We start from the raw sequence: 14,299 nt of genomic DNA on the forward strand, positions 1-14,299 counted from the left end.
CACCAAAAAATCCTCAGCATAAACACTCACAGAACAACATGAGAACTAAAGAAAAGTTTCATCGGGAAGCATTAAGATGAAAGTTACAGATGTATCTACAGTAAGAAAATATCCCGTTACAGTTATCTTCTCGGCTATTTTTAAAACAATAAGCTGGTTAATTTATGGTTTCTTTCTGGGATTCCGGTCAAAAAGATCACCGGTCATACTAAAATAACGGCTAGTACTACAGTCGTAATGTGTAATGTGTAATGTGTAATGTGTCATGTGTCATGATAGCTATCGTCCTTCTTTCTAACCCTAAGGGAGGTGCCACATGGCCTCACCTGTCAATCTCTGGGAACAGGAGCTCCTGAACGCCCATTCCCGTCTGGCTCCGTTGTTTCACTCTGCGAGTTCTCAACAACGTTGTCTGGCCTATCTTCGGGGATTACTCAGTGATGTTGAACGTAAAAATGGCTGGCAACTGGCTGAATGGCTCGGTGAACGCTCACCGGATGGCATTCAATATTTTCTGGAACGTGCCCATTGGGATGCTGAAGCCGCTCGCGATATCTTACGCGGAGCATCTGGGTGATGGGCAAGGTATCCTTATTCTCGATGAAACCGGTTTTATCAAGAAAGGGACGCATTCTGCCGGGGTACAGCGTCAGTATAGTGGAACGGCGGGACGGGTAGAAAACAGTCAGGTCGGTGTCTTCCTGTGTTACGCCGGCAACGGCGGCCATGCCTTTATTGACCGGGCCTTATATCTGCCCAAACAGTGGACGGAGGATCGCCCCCGCTGTGACGCCGCCGGCATTCCTGACTTGGTGAGTTTTGCGACCAAACCCCAGCTCGCCCGACACATGCTGGCGCGGGCATTCAATGCCAATGTCCCCTGCCACTGGGTCACCGCCGATGCGGTCTATGGACATGACCGCCGCTTGCGATGTTGGCTGGAATCCCAACATCAACCGTTTGTCTTAGCGATCCTCAAAAATGAGCGCCTCTGGTGGCAAAAACCGCACTACACCCGAGCAGACACCATTGCAGCCAGTCTGACCCCTGACGACTGGGAAAAACAGTCAGCCGGACTGGGAACAAAAAGCGAACGTTGGTATGACTGGGCACGGATCCCGCTCTGGCGCTTACAAGTGAGTGAAGAGGAACGGCGTTATGGCCATTATCTGCTGATCCGGCGTAACCGGGATGTGAAGCAGGAACTGGCCTACTATGTTGTCTATGCCCTTAAAGAGCAGGCCGATCTCAAGACGCTGATTCAGGTGGCCGGACATCGCTGGGAAATCGAAAGCGGTTTTGAGGAAACAAAAGGCGAGTGCGGTCTGGATCATTACGAAGTCCGGCAGTGGCAGAGTTGGTATCGGCATATTACGTTGTCATTATTGGCGCCTGCGGTTCTGGCGGTTTTGCGGATACAGGAGAAAAAAAAACGCCGGCGGGACTGATAGCCCTGAGTGTAGCGGAACTGCGTAAGCTCCTGTCAAAACTGATGAGAAAAACAGGAGAAACCCTAAAGCAGATTTTATATTGGTCAACCTGGCGGCGACGACATCAGTATCGCGCACAACAATGCCATTATCGTCGGCGGAATAGCCTTATGATTACAGAACGATTACGACTGTAGTACTAGGCTGGACAAAACGCATTGAAGGGCGTGAGGCCGCTTCACAGATGGCTTCTGCGTCAATAAAATCATTTTTGTTACTCTTGACGAAGGGACGGACAAACTGGGGTGAAATCAGCCTGGTTTCATGCCCCAAATCAGCGATCCGTCTTGCCATGAAATGTGCGCCAGCACAGGCTTCCATCACAACCGTTGCCGGAGAGCAGTCAGCCAAGAATTCCATCAATTTAGTTCGGGGGAATTTTTTACGCAGCAGCGCTTTGCCCGATTGATCCTGACAATGAACATGAAAGGAATGCTTGCCGAGATCGATGCCAATCAGTGTGATGGTGTGCATGATGGTAGCCTCTAATCAAAGATAATCACTCTGCTAATATACTGCCGTTAGATAGAGTGAGGGGAGCCATCTCATTAAGTAAAGGGTAAAAGCGCCGTCAAATTCCATCGCCGAGGGCGATCCGCAGGCTGACTTTTCAGCCCTATCCAACCATATGTTCTAAAACGTTTAATCCAACGCCAGACAAAAGACTGCGCAACACAAAATACTTCAGCGACGAAAGGAACTGATTCACCCCGATAAAGTGCGGGCATGGTCATAACCCGGATAGCATATATTTTATCTTGCGTTTTTTGAGCTATTTTTTTCATCAGACGGCGTTCAATGCGGAAAGTAGGGGGTATTACAATTCGGTATTTGGGTGTTGAAATTGAAGATGCTCTTAAACTGTCTGAAAACATTGACTCATAAACAAGGTCATTAAGCTTTTTACTTTGATGTTGACTTTATTTTTTTAAAAATAAATAATGTAAATCATGATATTAAATTATTTCCTGTGCTTTTTATGCCGTATCTTTTCTTGATTAAATGTCGTATTTCTTCCAGTTTTATTTCCTCTAGTGTATACTTCCTATACATAAAGAAGGAGGTCCTATGACAGCAGCAGATCGAATCAATCAAAAGTTGAAACGTTCGAGACGTTACGTCTTTGAGCGCAAAGATTTTGAAGACATTGCCAGTTATGACCAGATCGGCCGTGCGCTTAATCAATTGATCAAGCAATGTGAACTGATGAAAATCGGATATGGCCTGTATACTAAAGCACGTAAGAATAGCCTCACAGGTCGCCTAATGCCAACGAATCCTGGTGGCACCGATGCGATTTTACGTGAAATTCTTAAGATGAAAGGCGTAGACTTCGAAGTAGATGGTCTATCGTTGCAAAGTCTTTCCGGTAATAGCACGCAAATCCCTTCATCTGTGCAGTATTCGTGGAATCCTAAGCAGTTTAATCGCAAGCTGGTGATTGGTAATCGCGTACTTAACTCACCAAGTTAAAAATGAAAAAATTAAAAGATCAATTCTTAGAGGTTTCCGATGCCTTAGAGCTCGGAAACCCAGCCATTATTGAAAAAGATTACTGGGTAGTGGCTTTGCTTGCTGAGTTAGCAAAGTTTGCTTTTGATACGCATCAAATGGTCTTTTCTGGCGGGACGGCACTGGCTAAATCCAATGTAAAAATCCTCAGGATGTCGGAAGATGTCGACATCAAACTCATTCCAACGGATGCATTTAACTCATTCGGTCGTGACAAACGCAAGGCGAAACGTAAAGCTCTGGTGCAACAAATCGAAGAATCTCTTACTCATCAATCAAGCTATTTTTCTATTGAAGAAAAAATAGTTCGTGATGAATACCGCTACGTCGAATATGAACTGAAATACCCACAGCAATTTAGCCAAGTTCCTTGCTTGCGCCCAATCATAAAACTGGAGCTGATGGAGACCATACCCCTGCTTCAAGTAGAACCACGTAGTATTCAATCACTGGTTGCAGAGTTGTATCACCAACCTCAAGAAATCAACGCATTTGCTTGTATCTCTGTTCAATCCACTTTGGTGGAGAAAGTCATTTCTATGCTGCGCCGTACCATGCTAGCCAAACGAGATTCTGAGCGCAAAGATGATGCTACGTTGATACGCCATATCTACGATGTACATTGTATTGACGCAGACCAGAAACTTGATTTTGAAACTCTTATGCCCCTTTTCCAAACCGTGTTACAAGAAGACGTTAAGCGATTTGGTAATCAGCATGTGGAGTTTGTTGCCAACCCTGCTCAAGAATTACAGCTAGGTTTGCAAGAGCTAGAGTCTAACCCGCTGTTTCGTCAAAGGTTTACAAACTTTGTCACCCCAATGGTGTTTAATACAGAAACACCCGATTTCGATACCTGCTTTGCCTCATTTAAGCGCATTGCTCAGTCATTGATGAATAATAATTAGAGTAGAACATGAATAAACAACAACTGGCCGCCAAGATTTGGGAATCGGCTAACCAAATGCGTTCTAAAATCGAAGCAAACGACTACAAAGATTATATCTTAGGCTTCATTTTTTATAAGTTTTTGTCTGATAAGCAAGTTCAGTTCTTAATTCAAAACGAATTTGATGAACAATCGATCAAAAAATTGAGTGAGGACGATGTCGACACTCTCAAATACATTCAAGACGAATTGGGTTACTTTATCGCTTATGACAACCTGTTCTCAACTTGGATCAGTGATGGTAAAGATTTCGACATTGCTTATGTGCGTGATGCGTTATCGGCGTTCAGCCGCTTGATTAATCCAGATCATAAGGACTTGTTTGACGGTATTTTTACTACCCTGGAAACAGGACTAAGCAAGTTGGGTGAAAGCGCAGCAGCACAAACCAAAGCGGCGATGAATCTGATTCACCTGATTGATGATATTCCGATGAAAGGCAAGTATGATTATGATGTGCTTGGTTTTATCTACGAATACCTAATCAGTTCGTTTGCTGCGAATGCGGGTAAAAAAGCGGGTGAGTTCTATACGCCCCATGAAGTCTCGGTATTGATGTCAGAAATCATGGCTGAACACCTGAAAGACCATAAACATATCAAAATTTACGATCCAACCAGTGGCTCCGGCTCTCTGTTGATCAACATTGGTCAATCGGTAGAAAGACGTCTTGATGGTGAAAATAACATTCGTTATTACGCCCAAGAGCTCAAGCAAAACACCTATAACTTAACTCGTATGAACTTATTTATGCGTGGTATTTTGCCCAATAACATTGTCACCCGTAACGCCGATACACTCGAAGACGATTGGCCTCTGAATGAAGACAAAACTCATGAACCAATGCGTGTGGATGCGGTTGTCTCTAACCCTCCCTATTCACAAAAGTGGGACCCAGAGTTTAAAGACAAAGACCCTCGCTATTCGCCTTTTGGCTTAGCGCCAAAAACGAAGGCAGATTATGCATTCTTGCTACACGATCTGTACCACTTGAAACCCGATGGCATTATGACCATCGTTTTACCACACGGGGTGTTATTCCGTGGCGGTGATGAAGGAAAGATTCGTGAGAACCTCATTGAAAAGAACCATATTGATGCCATTATCGGCTTACCAGCCAATATCTTCTTCGGTACGGGTATCCCAACCATCATTTTGGTGCTTAAGCAAACACGTAGCAATGACGATGTTTTGATCATTGATGCCTCAAAAGGGTTCGTGAAAGAAGGTAAGAACAACAAACTTCGCGCTTGTGACATCAAGCGTATTGTGGATGCTGTGGTCACTCGTCAGCCACAAGAAAAATTTGCCGCCTTAGTTAGCCGTGACACCATTCGCGATAATGGCTATAACCTTAATATCCCACGTTATGTAGACTCTTCCGATGCGGCAGAAAGCTGGGATATTTATGCGTCTATGTTTGGCGGTATTCCGAATAACGAATTAGATGCACTAAATCACTATTGGCAAGCGATGCCTAACCTCAAGGCAAGCTTGTTTAGCTCAGTATCCACTGATTACTCAGCATTAAAAGTTGCCGATGTGAAATCAGCGATTGAAGCGAACGATGATGTGCAACAATTTATGGCAACGTATCAACTCGCTTTCGGTGATTTTGAAGCTTATTTGACACAAAGCTTGATTAAAGAGTTGTTACAAGTCAAACCTTTACGCCAACAAGATATCATCAGTGAAGAGATTTTCCGCCGTTTAGAAGGAATTGCACTGATTGATAAATACGATGCTTACCAATTGCTTGATGATCAATGGCAGCAACTCAGTGCGGATTTGGAAATGATCCAAACCGAAGGCATGGATACCTGTAAAGTCGTTGAGCCTAATATGGTCACCAAAAAGCAAAAAGGCAAAGACGTTCAGGTTCAAGACGGTTGGTTTGGTCGCATCTTCCCCTTTGCGTTGGTTGAAAAAACCTACTTTGCAAAAGACCTGGCAAAAATCCAAATAATGGTAGAGCGTTTGCAAAGCATCGAATCCAAGGTTCAAGAGATCTTCGATTCTCTTAGCGAAGACGATAAAGAAGCGGAATGTGTTAATGACGACAAAACCGCATTTGTTACCGCAGCGCTGAACAAAGAAGTGAAACAAATCAAAGCCGACAAAAAGAAAGGCGAAACATTTGATAATGACAGCTTTGAAAGCAAACTGCTTACCGTAGACAAATTACAAACAGAAGAAAAATCACTGAAGACAAACCTCAAAGCCGCCAATGAAACTTTGCTAGAAGCAACACGTAAAAAAATCGAAAACTTAACTCAAGATGAAATTGATCATCTATTGCTGCTTAAATGGATAAAACCAATCACTCATTCCTTGAACCAACTGCCAAATCAGGTATTGCAGCAACTGGCCAGTAAGCTAGAAATTTTGGCTGAAAAGTATGCACAAACGTATGCCGATATTGCTAAAGAAACCCAACAAGTGGAGCGAAGCTTGGCGGCAATGATGGGCGAATTACAAGGTAGTGAATTTGATATGCAGGGTTTAAAAGAGCTACAGAAATTCCTGCAAGGTGGCAAAGATGAGTAAAGGAAAGATGTTGCAACCTGCGCTGCGTTTTTCTGGTTGTGACGGTGATTGGAAGTTCACTAGTCTTGCTGATGTTGTTGATGTCCGAAGTGGTCGTGATTATAAGCACTTAAACAAAGGTAGCATCCCAGTATATGGTACAGGTGGGTATATGCTTAGCGTTGATAATGCTCTGTCTTATAATGAAGATGCTATAGGTATTGGGCGAAAAGGGACAATTGATCGCCCATTCGTTCTTAGAGCGCCATTTTGGACCGTCGACACATTGTTCTACGCAGTTCCTAAACTAAACAATGAATTACAATTTACATATAGTCTTTTTCAGAAAGTGAATTGGAAAGATAAAGATGAGTCAACTAGTACTACAGTCGTAATCGTTCTGTAATCATAAGGCTATTCCGCCGACGATAATGGCATTGTTGTGCGCGATACTGATGTCGTCGTCGCCAGGTTGACCAAGATAAAATCTGCTTTAGGGTTTCTCCTGTTTTTCTCATCAGTTTTGACAGGAGTTTACGCAGTTCTGCTACACTCAGGGCTATCAGTCCCGCCGGCGTTTTTTTTCTCCTGTATTCGCAAAACTGCCAGCACCGCATGCGCCAATAATGACAACGTAATATGCCGATACCAGCTGTGCCACTGCCGCACTTCGTAATGATCCAGACCGCATTCCCCTTTCGTTTCCTCAAAACCGCTTTCGATTTCCCAGCGATGGCCAGCCACTTGAATCAACGTCTTGAGAGCGGCCTGCTCTTTGAGGGCATAGACAACATAGTAGGCCAGTTCCTGTTTCTCATCCCGATTACGCCGTATTAGCAGATAATGGCCATAACGCCTTTCCTCTGCATTGACTTGTAACCGCCAGAGCGGGATCCGAGCCCAGTCATACCACCGTTCACCTTTTGTTCCCCTCCCGGCTGACTGTTTTTCCCAGTCGTCAGCGGTCAGACTGGCTGCAATGGTGTCTGCTCGGGTGTAGTGTGGTGTTTGCCACCAGAGGCGTTCATTTTTGGGGATCGCTAAGACAAACGGTTGATGCTGAGATTCCAGCCAGCATCGCAAGCAGCGATCATGTCCATAGACCGCATCGGCGGTGACCCAGCGACAGGGGATATTGGCCTTGAATGCGCGCGCCAGCATGTGCCGGGCGAGCTGGGGTTTGGTTGCAAAACTGACCGAGTCGGGAATGCCAGCGGCATCACAGCGGGGGCGATCCTCCGTCCACTGTTTGGGCAGATATAAAGCCCGGTCAATGAAGGCATGGCCGCCGTTGCCGGCGTAACACAGGAAGACCCCTATCTGACTGTTTTCAACCCGTCCCGCCGTGCCACTATACTGACGCTGTACCCCGGCAGAATGCGTCCCTTTTTTGATAAAACCGGTTTCATCGATAATGAGGATCCCTTGCTCATCAGCCAAATGTGCGGTGACATAATCACGTAAGATATCGCGAGCGGCTTCAGCATCCCAATGGGCTCGTTCCAGAAAATATTGAATACCATCCGGTGAGCGTTCACCCAGCCATTCAGCCAGTTGCCAGCCATTTTTACGTTCCACATCACTGAGTAATCCGCGAAGATAATCCAGACAACGTTGTTGAGAACTTGCAGAATGAAACAGCGGAGTCAGACGGGAATGGGTGGTCAGGAGTTCCTGTTCCCAGAGATTAACAGGTGAGGCCATGTGGCACCTCCCTTAGAGGGTTAGAAAGAAGGACGATAGCTATCATGACACAATACACATTACGACTGTAGTACTAGCGTACCTAGTTTATCAAAAGTTGCAATTAATGGTATTCCTGTCATTTCCTGTTCATTAAGAGAACAAACTAAAATCGGAGACTATTTTCAAAACATCGATCAACAACTAAAACTCCATCAATCCAAACACACCAAGTTGCAGCAGTTAAAAAAGGCAATGCTGGGTAAGATGTTCCCAAAAGCAGAAGTAAAAGTGCCAGAGATACGTTTTGCTGGGTTTAGTGGGGATTGGGAAGCTAAAGTTTTTAAAGATAGTTTTAATTATATTGCTAATAATAGTCTTTCCAGAGCGCAGCTAAATGATAAATCCGGATTAGCTATGAATATTCACTACGGTGACGTTCTGATTAAATTCGATGAAGTATTAGACGTTTTTGAGACAAACATACCGTATATTTCTAATGAGGCCCTAGTAAGTAACCTAATGCCCAGTTGTTTACAGAATGGCGATATAGTTATTGCTGATGCAGCAGAAGACACATCCGTTGGTAAATGTACGGAAATTTACAATTTAGGTGAACAGTTATTATTTGCTGGCTTGCATACTATTGCTATTAGACCATTAACACCTTTCGCACCGAAATATTTAGGCTATTTTCTGAATTCGAACTTATATCATGATCAGTTAATACCAATAATGCAAGGAACAAAAGTGTTATCAATATCAAAATCATCGATTAAAGAAACGTTAATCTATTACCCTAATGATTTAGCTGAACAAACTAAAATCGGCAATTACTTCTATAACCTCGATCGCTTAATTGCTCTTCAGCAGCAACATATTGATAAGCTTAAAAACATTAAGCTGGCTTGCTTAGAAAAGATGTTTATTTAAGCACTAAGTTCATACCAAACACTTATGCGGTCACAACATTGGCTTGTGATCGGGTCATGCTCCCAATCATTAGATTGTTGTAGTAAACTCCCCACTTTTTATTACTGGTGAGATATGGCTAAAGTTGATGTGGTTTGTCGTTACTGTCACAAAGCGGAAGAGGTCAAAGGGCATGGAAAAGGAAGCAGCGGACATCAGCGTTATCACTGTTATGCCTGCCGTAAAACCTTTCAACTGAATTACACCTACCAAGCCTGCAAACCCGGAATGAAAGATCAGATTGTGGATATGGCTGCGAATAATGGCGGTATCAGAGACACCGCTCGTGTCCTGAAGGTGGGTATCAACACCGTTCTTCGTACCCTAAAAAACTCGAACCCAGACAGGTAACTACACTGCCGCTGGCCGCAAATAATATTCATATTATCTGCGAAATTGATGAACAATGGTCTTTTGTCGGTAACAAGAAGAATCAGCGCTGGCTTTGGTATGCCTGGGAACCGGAGCAAAAGCAAATAATCGCGCACGTATTGGGGGATCGCAGCAGGAAAACACTGAGCAAATTGCTGGCACTTCTGGCTCCTTTCGAAATTCAATTTTTCTGTACCGATAATTATGCCGTTTACGATTGCCTTTCTGAGGAAAAACACTTTAGAGGGAAGAAATTTACTCAACGTATCGAAAGAACCAATCTGACCTTACGTACTCGCATCAAGAGACTGAATCGGAAAACGATCTGTTATTCCAAATCCGAAGAAATGCATGACAAAGTGATAGGCACTTTCATTGAGCGTGAATACTATCTTCCAAAGGTTATCTAACTATTGGGTGCATGACCTGTGATCGACTATAATTTCAATTTTATCTGTTACCACTCATAAACCAAAGGTAACTGAGCTTTTTAGACTGTACGCTAAGGATAAGCTGTGACCTACACTAGTGAAGCCCAATTTGAACAAGATGTTATCTCCGAGCTATGCAAGAAAGGCTGGGAAGATAAGGTTTTAACCAATCTCACCGAAGCCGATTTGCTGAAAAATTGGGCGGATATTCTTTATCAAAATAACAACAGCATTGATCGCCTAAACAATGTGCCACTCAGCCAGAGTGAGATGCAGCAAATTATAGAGCAAATCATTGCGCTTCAAACTCCACTCAAGATAAACGGTTTTATTAACGGTAAAACGGTCTCTATTAAACGTGACAATGCCGCAGACACTCTGCACTACGGCAAAGAGATAAGCCTCAATATTTATGACCGCCAAGAAATAGCCGCGGGAAAAAGCCGGTATCAAATTGTTCAGCAACCTCGATTTGAGCGTAAAAGTGCCGTCCAGCACGACAGGCGCGGTGATCTTTTGTTGCTGATCAATGGCATGCCCGTTATCCACCTTGAACTCAAACGTTCAGGCGTCCCAGTAATTGAAGCGTGTAACCAGATAGAAAAATACACCCATGAAGGGCATTTTAGCGGTGGCATCATGGCGTTAGTGCAGGTGTTTGTTGCAATGAATCCAGATAATACCTTGTATTTTGCTAACCCTGGGAAGGACGGAATCTTTAATCATGATTACCACTTCCAGTGGGCCGATTTTTCTAATGAACCCATCAACCACTGGCAGAAAGTGATCGAGGGGTTACTATCCATTCCGATGGCTCACCAGTTAATTGGTTTTTATACCGTTGCCGACAATGCCGATGGCATTCTTAAAGTGATGCGCAGCTATCAGTATTACGCTGCTAATGCTATTTCAAGTAAAGTCGCCAGCTTGGACTGGTCTATTAAAAATAAAGGTGGCTACATTTGGCATACCACTGGCTCGGGTAAAACCATGACCAGCTTTAAGTCTGCGCAACTGATTGCTAACTCTGGCGATGCCGATAAAGTGGTGTTTTTGATGGACCGCATCGAGTTAGGAACACAATCCTTAGAAGAATATCGCAGCTTTGCCGACGCCAGTGATGATGTGCAAGGAACAGAAAATACCCATGTTCTGATCGCCAAACTGAAAAGCATAAAGCCAAGCGATGGTTTGATTGTGACTTCAATTCAAAAGATGAGCAACATCCACGATGAAGGACAATTAAAAACTGCGGATATCGACTGTATTAATCAAAAGCGCATTGTGTTCATTGTCGACGAAGCCCACCGTTCAACCTTTGGCGATATGCTTTCTATCATCAAAGCCACTTTCCCTAATGCGGTGTTCTTTGGCTTTACGGGAACGCCAATCCAAGAAGAAAACCAGAAGAAGGACAGCACAACCAGTACGATTTTTGGTGATGAGTTACATCGTTATAGCATTGCGGATGGTATTCGAGATGGTAACGTGCTGGGGTTCGACCCTTGCAAAGTGATGACGTATCGTGATGATGACTTACGCGAGGCGGTTGCGCTTGAAAAAGCCAAAGCAACGAATGTTACTGAAGTATTTGCCGATCCTGCAAAAACTAAAATTTATGAAAAGTACATGGACAGTGCTCGGGTGCCAATGGCGACCCAAGAAATCAATGGTAAAAAAGCGCGAGGCATTGAAGAATTACTGCCTACAACGCAATATGATCGCATAGAGCATAAACAGCAAGTCATTAATGATATTCTGGCTAACTGGGTGCGTTTTAGCCGTGGTAATCAGTTTCATGGCATTTTTGCCACACACAGTATTCCTGATGCCTTACAGTATTATCGATTATTCAAACAGCAAGCTCCTCAACTGAAGATCACGGCGTTGTTTGACCCTAACCTTGATAACAAAGGTAATACCGTGACTAAAGAAGCTGGGTTAATTGAGATTATTGAGGACTATAACAAAACCTACAATACGACCTATACCTTGCCCACTCATGCGCAATTTAAAAAGGATATTGCGGCACGTCTTGCGCACAAAAAACCTTATCAATATATTGAGCAACAACCGGACCAGCAATTACATTTACTGATTGTTGTTGATCAGATGCTCACCGGTTATGACTCCAAATGGGTGAATACCCTGTATTTGGATAAAGAACTTGAGTACGCAAATATCATTCAAGCGTTTTCTCGCACTAACCGATTGTTTGGTATCGATAAGCCTTTTGGCAATATTCGTTATTACCGCAAACCGCACACCATGGAACTCAACATCAATAAAGCGCTCAAGCTCTATTCTGGAGATCGTCCTTATGGTGTATTTGTGGAGAAATTGGAAGATAACTTGCATTCTCTCAATGAAAAATTTGCCGAGATAGAAATCATTTTTAAAAACGCGAAGATCAGCGATTTTAGTCAGTTACCTAAAGATGAAGAGACTCGTGCTAAGTTTGCTAGCCTGTTTAATGAATTCAGTAAAACTTTAGAGGCGGCGAAAGTTCAAGGGTTTAACTGGCAGGAAAGCAGCTATCCATTTGAAGAAACGGGTAATACGGTGGATATTGATTTTGATGAGAATCAGTATCAAGCGATGTTGCAACGTTATAAAGAGCTGTCGTCTTCACCAGGTAATGGCGGCGGAAGTGTGGCTGCGGTTCCTTATGCCATTTTGGGCTATTTAACCAAGCAAAATACTGGGCGAATTGATCATAACTATATGAACGCTCAGTTCACCAAATTCCTTAAGCAACGCGAGCAACCGCATGTCACGCCAGAGGAGATGCAACAAACGCTTGATGAACTGCATAAATCTTTTGCTAGCTTAAGCCAAGCGGAGCAAAAACAAGCAAACAAACTACTGATTGATATTCAGGCAGGTAATTTAATTATCGAAGCAGGCAAATCCTTACAAGATTACATTACCCGTGCTCAAGCTGAGGAAGAGGATAAAGCCTTGCAAGAAATAGTCGACGCTTTGGGACTCGATGGTAAGCAGCTTAAGACTCTAACAACAGGCAATATTACAGCCGCCAACTTAAACGATTATGGGCGTTTTGATGCACTTAAGGCAACAGTGGATAAAGCCAAAGCTAAGGCCTACCTAGAAGATAAATTAGGCACAAAGCTAACGCCACCTAAAGTCAATATTGAACTGAACAAGCTACTGCGGGAGTTTATTTTGCAGGGTGCGACAGACTAGATAGACATTATACGATAGAGTTAATGATTTTTGCATAATTAGTCATTTTATAACCTAAATATTCATATTTGCCTTTATTAACTAAGATAAGAAACCCGAATAATTGGCTTTATTCGGGTTTTACTCTAAATGATTTATGTCCAAAAGTGAGTTAGAGCAAGTTGCCTGATTTGGTCACACCATAAAATTGGAACGGATAGATTGCATTCTAATCAATTTAAATAACGCCATCGCGCTTCTGACATTATTTTTTGTCCCGGAAAATGAATTACGTATTGACCTTATGATTTCCGTTCATTAGCGTGGTCAGACTTATCGATGATCCGGTCGCTTATGAGGATCACCTTCGGGCAGCGACACCCACACTCCCGTAGCCTGTAAGGGAGCACACACTGTGTGGTACATCTACGCACCTTTGGAAGCAGATATCATCGTTGATGATGATGATGAAGGTTATTTAATCCATTCTGGCATTACGCCAGTCACCCGGACGGGGAACATGCTTCCCGTCGGGCAGGGTGTTCTCCGTCTTTTTTTATTCACAGGAGAACATCATGCAAAAAAGTGAACTTATCATGCTGGACAGTCCCGCGCTGTCTGCGGCATTTCCCGGCAAAAAACCGCTGGAACGGTTGTTTCTGGGGTTTCTGATTGCTAATACCGCCTCAACGTTATGTAGCGATTACCCGCCTGAGCAATGGACAGGTCGGCAAGTATCTGAGTCGCTGGCTTATATGGTGCCGACATCAGCGAAAAATTATCCGGTTTACCTGCCGGACACGCAGTTAAGGGTGACACTGTCGGCGGATGCGTTCGGACTGGCTGTGACGTCAATCGTGCTTGCCCGTATTGCCGCGCTGAATGAGCGGGATGCCTGTCGGTTTTGCGAATTGCGGGAATATGCGAAGCAACACCCGGAAAACGGTCTGATAGGGTCAGTCATGACATGGGTGCCCCCCGAGGACTTTATCAGCCGGTCATTAATCGAAAATAAAAATAATCATTCTCACTGACGTTATCAGCCCATGATGCTGTTAACTCTTTTCTTAAGCGCCTGACCAGGGAGCCGAAAACACCTTCCCGGTCTCGGGCGGGTGTTTTCTTTATTTGACTTCAAATCAAGGAAATACGTATGAACCCGATTTTTTTTACCGGCA

The 14,299-nt window shown here is 43.8% G+C and carries 11 protein-coding genes and 2 pseudogenes; 10 read left to right on the plus strand and 3 right to left on the minus strand.

Annotated elements, in window-relative coordinates:
• Positions 1-316: 316 nt before the first annotated feature.
• Positions 317-1,448: pseudogene (locus PXH59_RS17365) on the plus strand (IS701 family transposase).
• A 177-nt stretch (positions 1,449-1,625) separates the two neighbouring features.
• Here PXH59_RS17365 and PXH59_RS17370 read toward each other — a convergent pair.
• Both PXH59_RS17370 and PXH59_RS17375 read right to left on the minus strand, forming a co-directional pair.
• A pseudogene (locus PXH59_RS17370) lies at positions 1,626-1,964 on the minus strand (IS110 family transposase); the annotation flags it as partial.
• Positions 1,965-2,038: 74 nt separating this feature from the next.
• The gene (locus PXH59_RS17375) at positions 2,039-2,275 is read right to left on the minus strand and encodes a helix-turn-helix domain-containing protein (protein WP_285809360.1); all 237 of its coding nucleotides are present in this window, start codon (positions 2,273-2,275) and stop codon (positions 2,039-2,041) included.
• A 283-nt stretch (positions 2,276-2,558) separates the two neighbouring features.
• Here PXH59_RS17375 and PXH59_RS17380 point away from each other — a divergent pair, with 283 nt between their 5' ends.
• The 4 genes from PXH59_RS17380 to PXH59_RS17395 are packed head-to-tail and all read left to right on the plus strand — an operon-like array spanning position 2,559 to position 6,883.
• The gene (locus PXH59_RS17380; RefSeq protein ID WP_285809361.1) at positions 2,559-2,963 is read left to right on the plus strand and encodes a DUF6088 family protein; all 405 of its coding nucleotides are present in this window, start codon (positions 2,559-2,561) and stop codon (positions 2,961-2,963) included.
• Positions 2,964-2,965: 2 nt separating this feature from the next.
• Entirely contained in the window at positions 2,966-3,910 is a 945-nt protein-coding gene (locus tag PXH59_RS17385; protein ID WP_285809362.1) for a nucleotidyl transferase AbiEii/AbiGii toxin family protein, read from the plus strand.
• An 8-nt stretch (positions 3,911-3,918) separates the two neighbouring features.
• Complete coding sequence (locus tag PXH59_RS17390) at positions 3,919-6,498, plus strand: type I restriction-modification system subunit M (protein ID WP_285809364.1); 2,580 nt, start codon at positions 3,919-3,921, stop codon at positions 6,496-6,498.
• Positions 6,491-6,883, plus strand: a complete 393-nt coding sequence (locus PXH59_RS17395) for a restriction endonuclease subunit S (protein ID WP_285809366.1) — start codon at positions 6,491-6,493, stop codon at positions 6,881-6,883. The genes PXH59_RS17390 and PXH59_RS17395 overlap by 8 nt, the downstream gene beginning before the upstream one ends.
• 128 nt (positions 6,884-7,011) lie before the next feature.
• On the opposite strand, the gene PXH59_RS17400 is transcribed toward PXH59_RS17395, so the two are convergent.
• Complete coding sequence (locus PXH59_RS17400) at positions 7,012-8,181, minus strand: IS701 family transposase (RefSeq protein WP_285809069.1); 1,170 nt, start codon at positions 8,179-8,181, stop codon at positions 7,012-7,014.
• 234 nt (positions 8,182-8,415) lie between these two features.
• On the opposite strand from PXH59_RS17400, the gene PXH59_RS17405 reads away from it, so the two are divergent.
• The 5 genes from PXH59_RS17405 to PXH59_RS17425 all read left to right on the plus strand — a co-directional run bounded on the left by PXH59_RS17405 (position 8,416) and on the right by PXH59_RS17425 (position 14,155).
• Entirely contained in the window at positions 8,416-9,093 is a 678-nt protein-coding gene (locus PXH59_RS17405) for a restriction endonuclease subunit S (protein WP_285809368.1), read from the plus strand.
• 114 nt (positions 9,094-9,207) lie between these two features.
• A protein-coding gene (locus PXH59_RS17410) for an IS1 family transposase (protein ID WP_285808308.1) occupies positions 9,208-9,914 on the plus strand; the annotation gives its coding sequence in 2 pieces (ribosomal slippage) (positions 9,208-9,457 and positions 9,457-9,914; 708 coding nt in all).
• A gap of 105 nt (positions 9,915-10,019) precedes the next feature.
• Positions 10,020-13,142, plus strand: a complete 3,123-nt coding sequence (locus tag PXH59_RS17415; RefSeq protein WP_285809370.1) for a type I restriction endonuclease subunit R — start codon at positions 10,020-10,022, stop codon at positions 13,140-13,142.
• Positions 13,143-13,536: 394 nt separating this feature from the next.
• Positions 13,537-13,710, plus strand: a complete 174-nt coding sequence (locus PXH59_RS17420) for a hypothetical protein (RefSeq protein ID WP_285809372.1) — start codon at positions 13,537-13,539, stop codon at positions 13,708-13,710.
• Entirely contained in the window at positions 13,697-14,155 is a 459-nt protein-coding gene (locus PXH59_RS17425; RefSeq protein WP_285809373.1) for an antirestriction protein, read from the plus strand. The genes PXH59_RS17420 and PXH59_RS17425 overlap by 14 nt, the downstream gene beginning before the upstream one ends.
• The last annotated feature ends 144 nt before the right edge of the window (positions 14,156-14,299 follow it).

It is taken from the genome of Xenorhabdus bakwenae, assembly GCF_030272115.1.
Taxonomy (GTDB): domain Bacteria; phylum Pseudomonadota; class Gammaproteobacteria; order Enterobacterales; family Enterobacteriaceae; genus Xenorhabdus; species Xenorhabdus bakwenae.

What these genes read in the sequence shown, in the direction of transcription:
- PXH59_RS17390 (WP_285809364.1), top strand. Translation starts at nt 3,919, where the DNA reads ATGAATAAACAACAACTGGCCGCCAAGATTTGGGAATCGGCTAACCAA.
- PXH59_RS17380 (WP_285809361.1), top strand. Translation starts at nt 2,559, where the DNA reads ATGACAGCAGCAGATCGAATCAATCAAAAGTTGAAACGTTCGAGACGT.
- PXH59_RS17395 (WP_285809366.1), top strand. Translation starts at nt 6,491, where the DNA reads ATGAGTAAAGGAAAGATGTTGCAACCTGCGCTGCGTTTTTCTGGTTGT.
- PXH59_RS17400 (WP_285809069.1), bottom strand. Translation starts at nt 8,181, where the DNA reads ATGGCCTCACCTGTTAATCTCTGGGAACAGGAACTCCTGACCACCCAT.
- PXH59_RS17425 (WP_285809373.1), top strand. Translation starts at nt 13,697, where the DNA reads ATGCAAAAAAGTGAACTTATCATGCTGGACAGTCCCGCGCTGTCTGCG.
- PXH59_RS17405 (WP_285809368.1), top strand. Translation starts at nt 8,416, where the DNA reads ATGCTGGGTAAGATGTTCCCAAAAGCAGAAGTAAAAGTGCCAGAGATA.
- PXH59_RS17375 (WP_285809360.1), bottom strand. Translation starts at nt 2,275, where the DNA reads ATGAAAAAAATAGCTCAAAAAACGCAAGATAAAATATATGCTATCCGG.
- PXH59_RS17385 (WP_285809362.1), top strand. Translation starts at nt 2,966, where the DNA reads ATGAAAAAATTAAAAGATCAATTCTTAGAGGTTTCCGATGCCTTAGAG.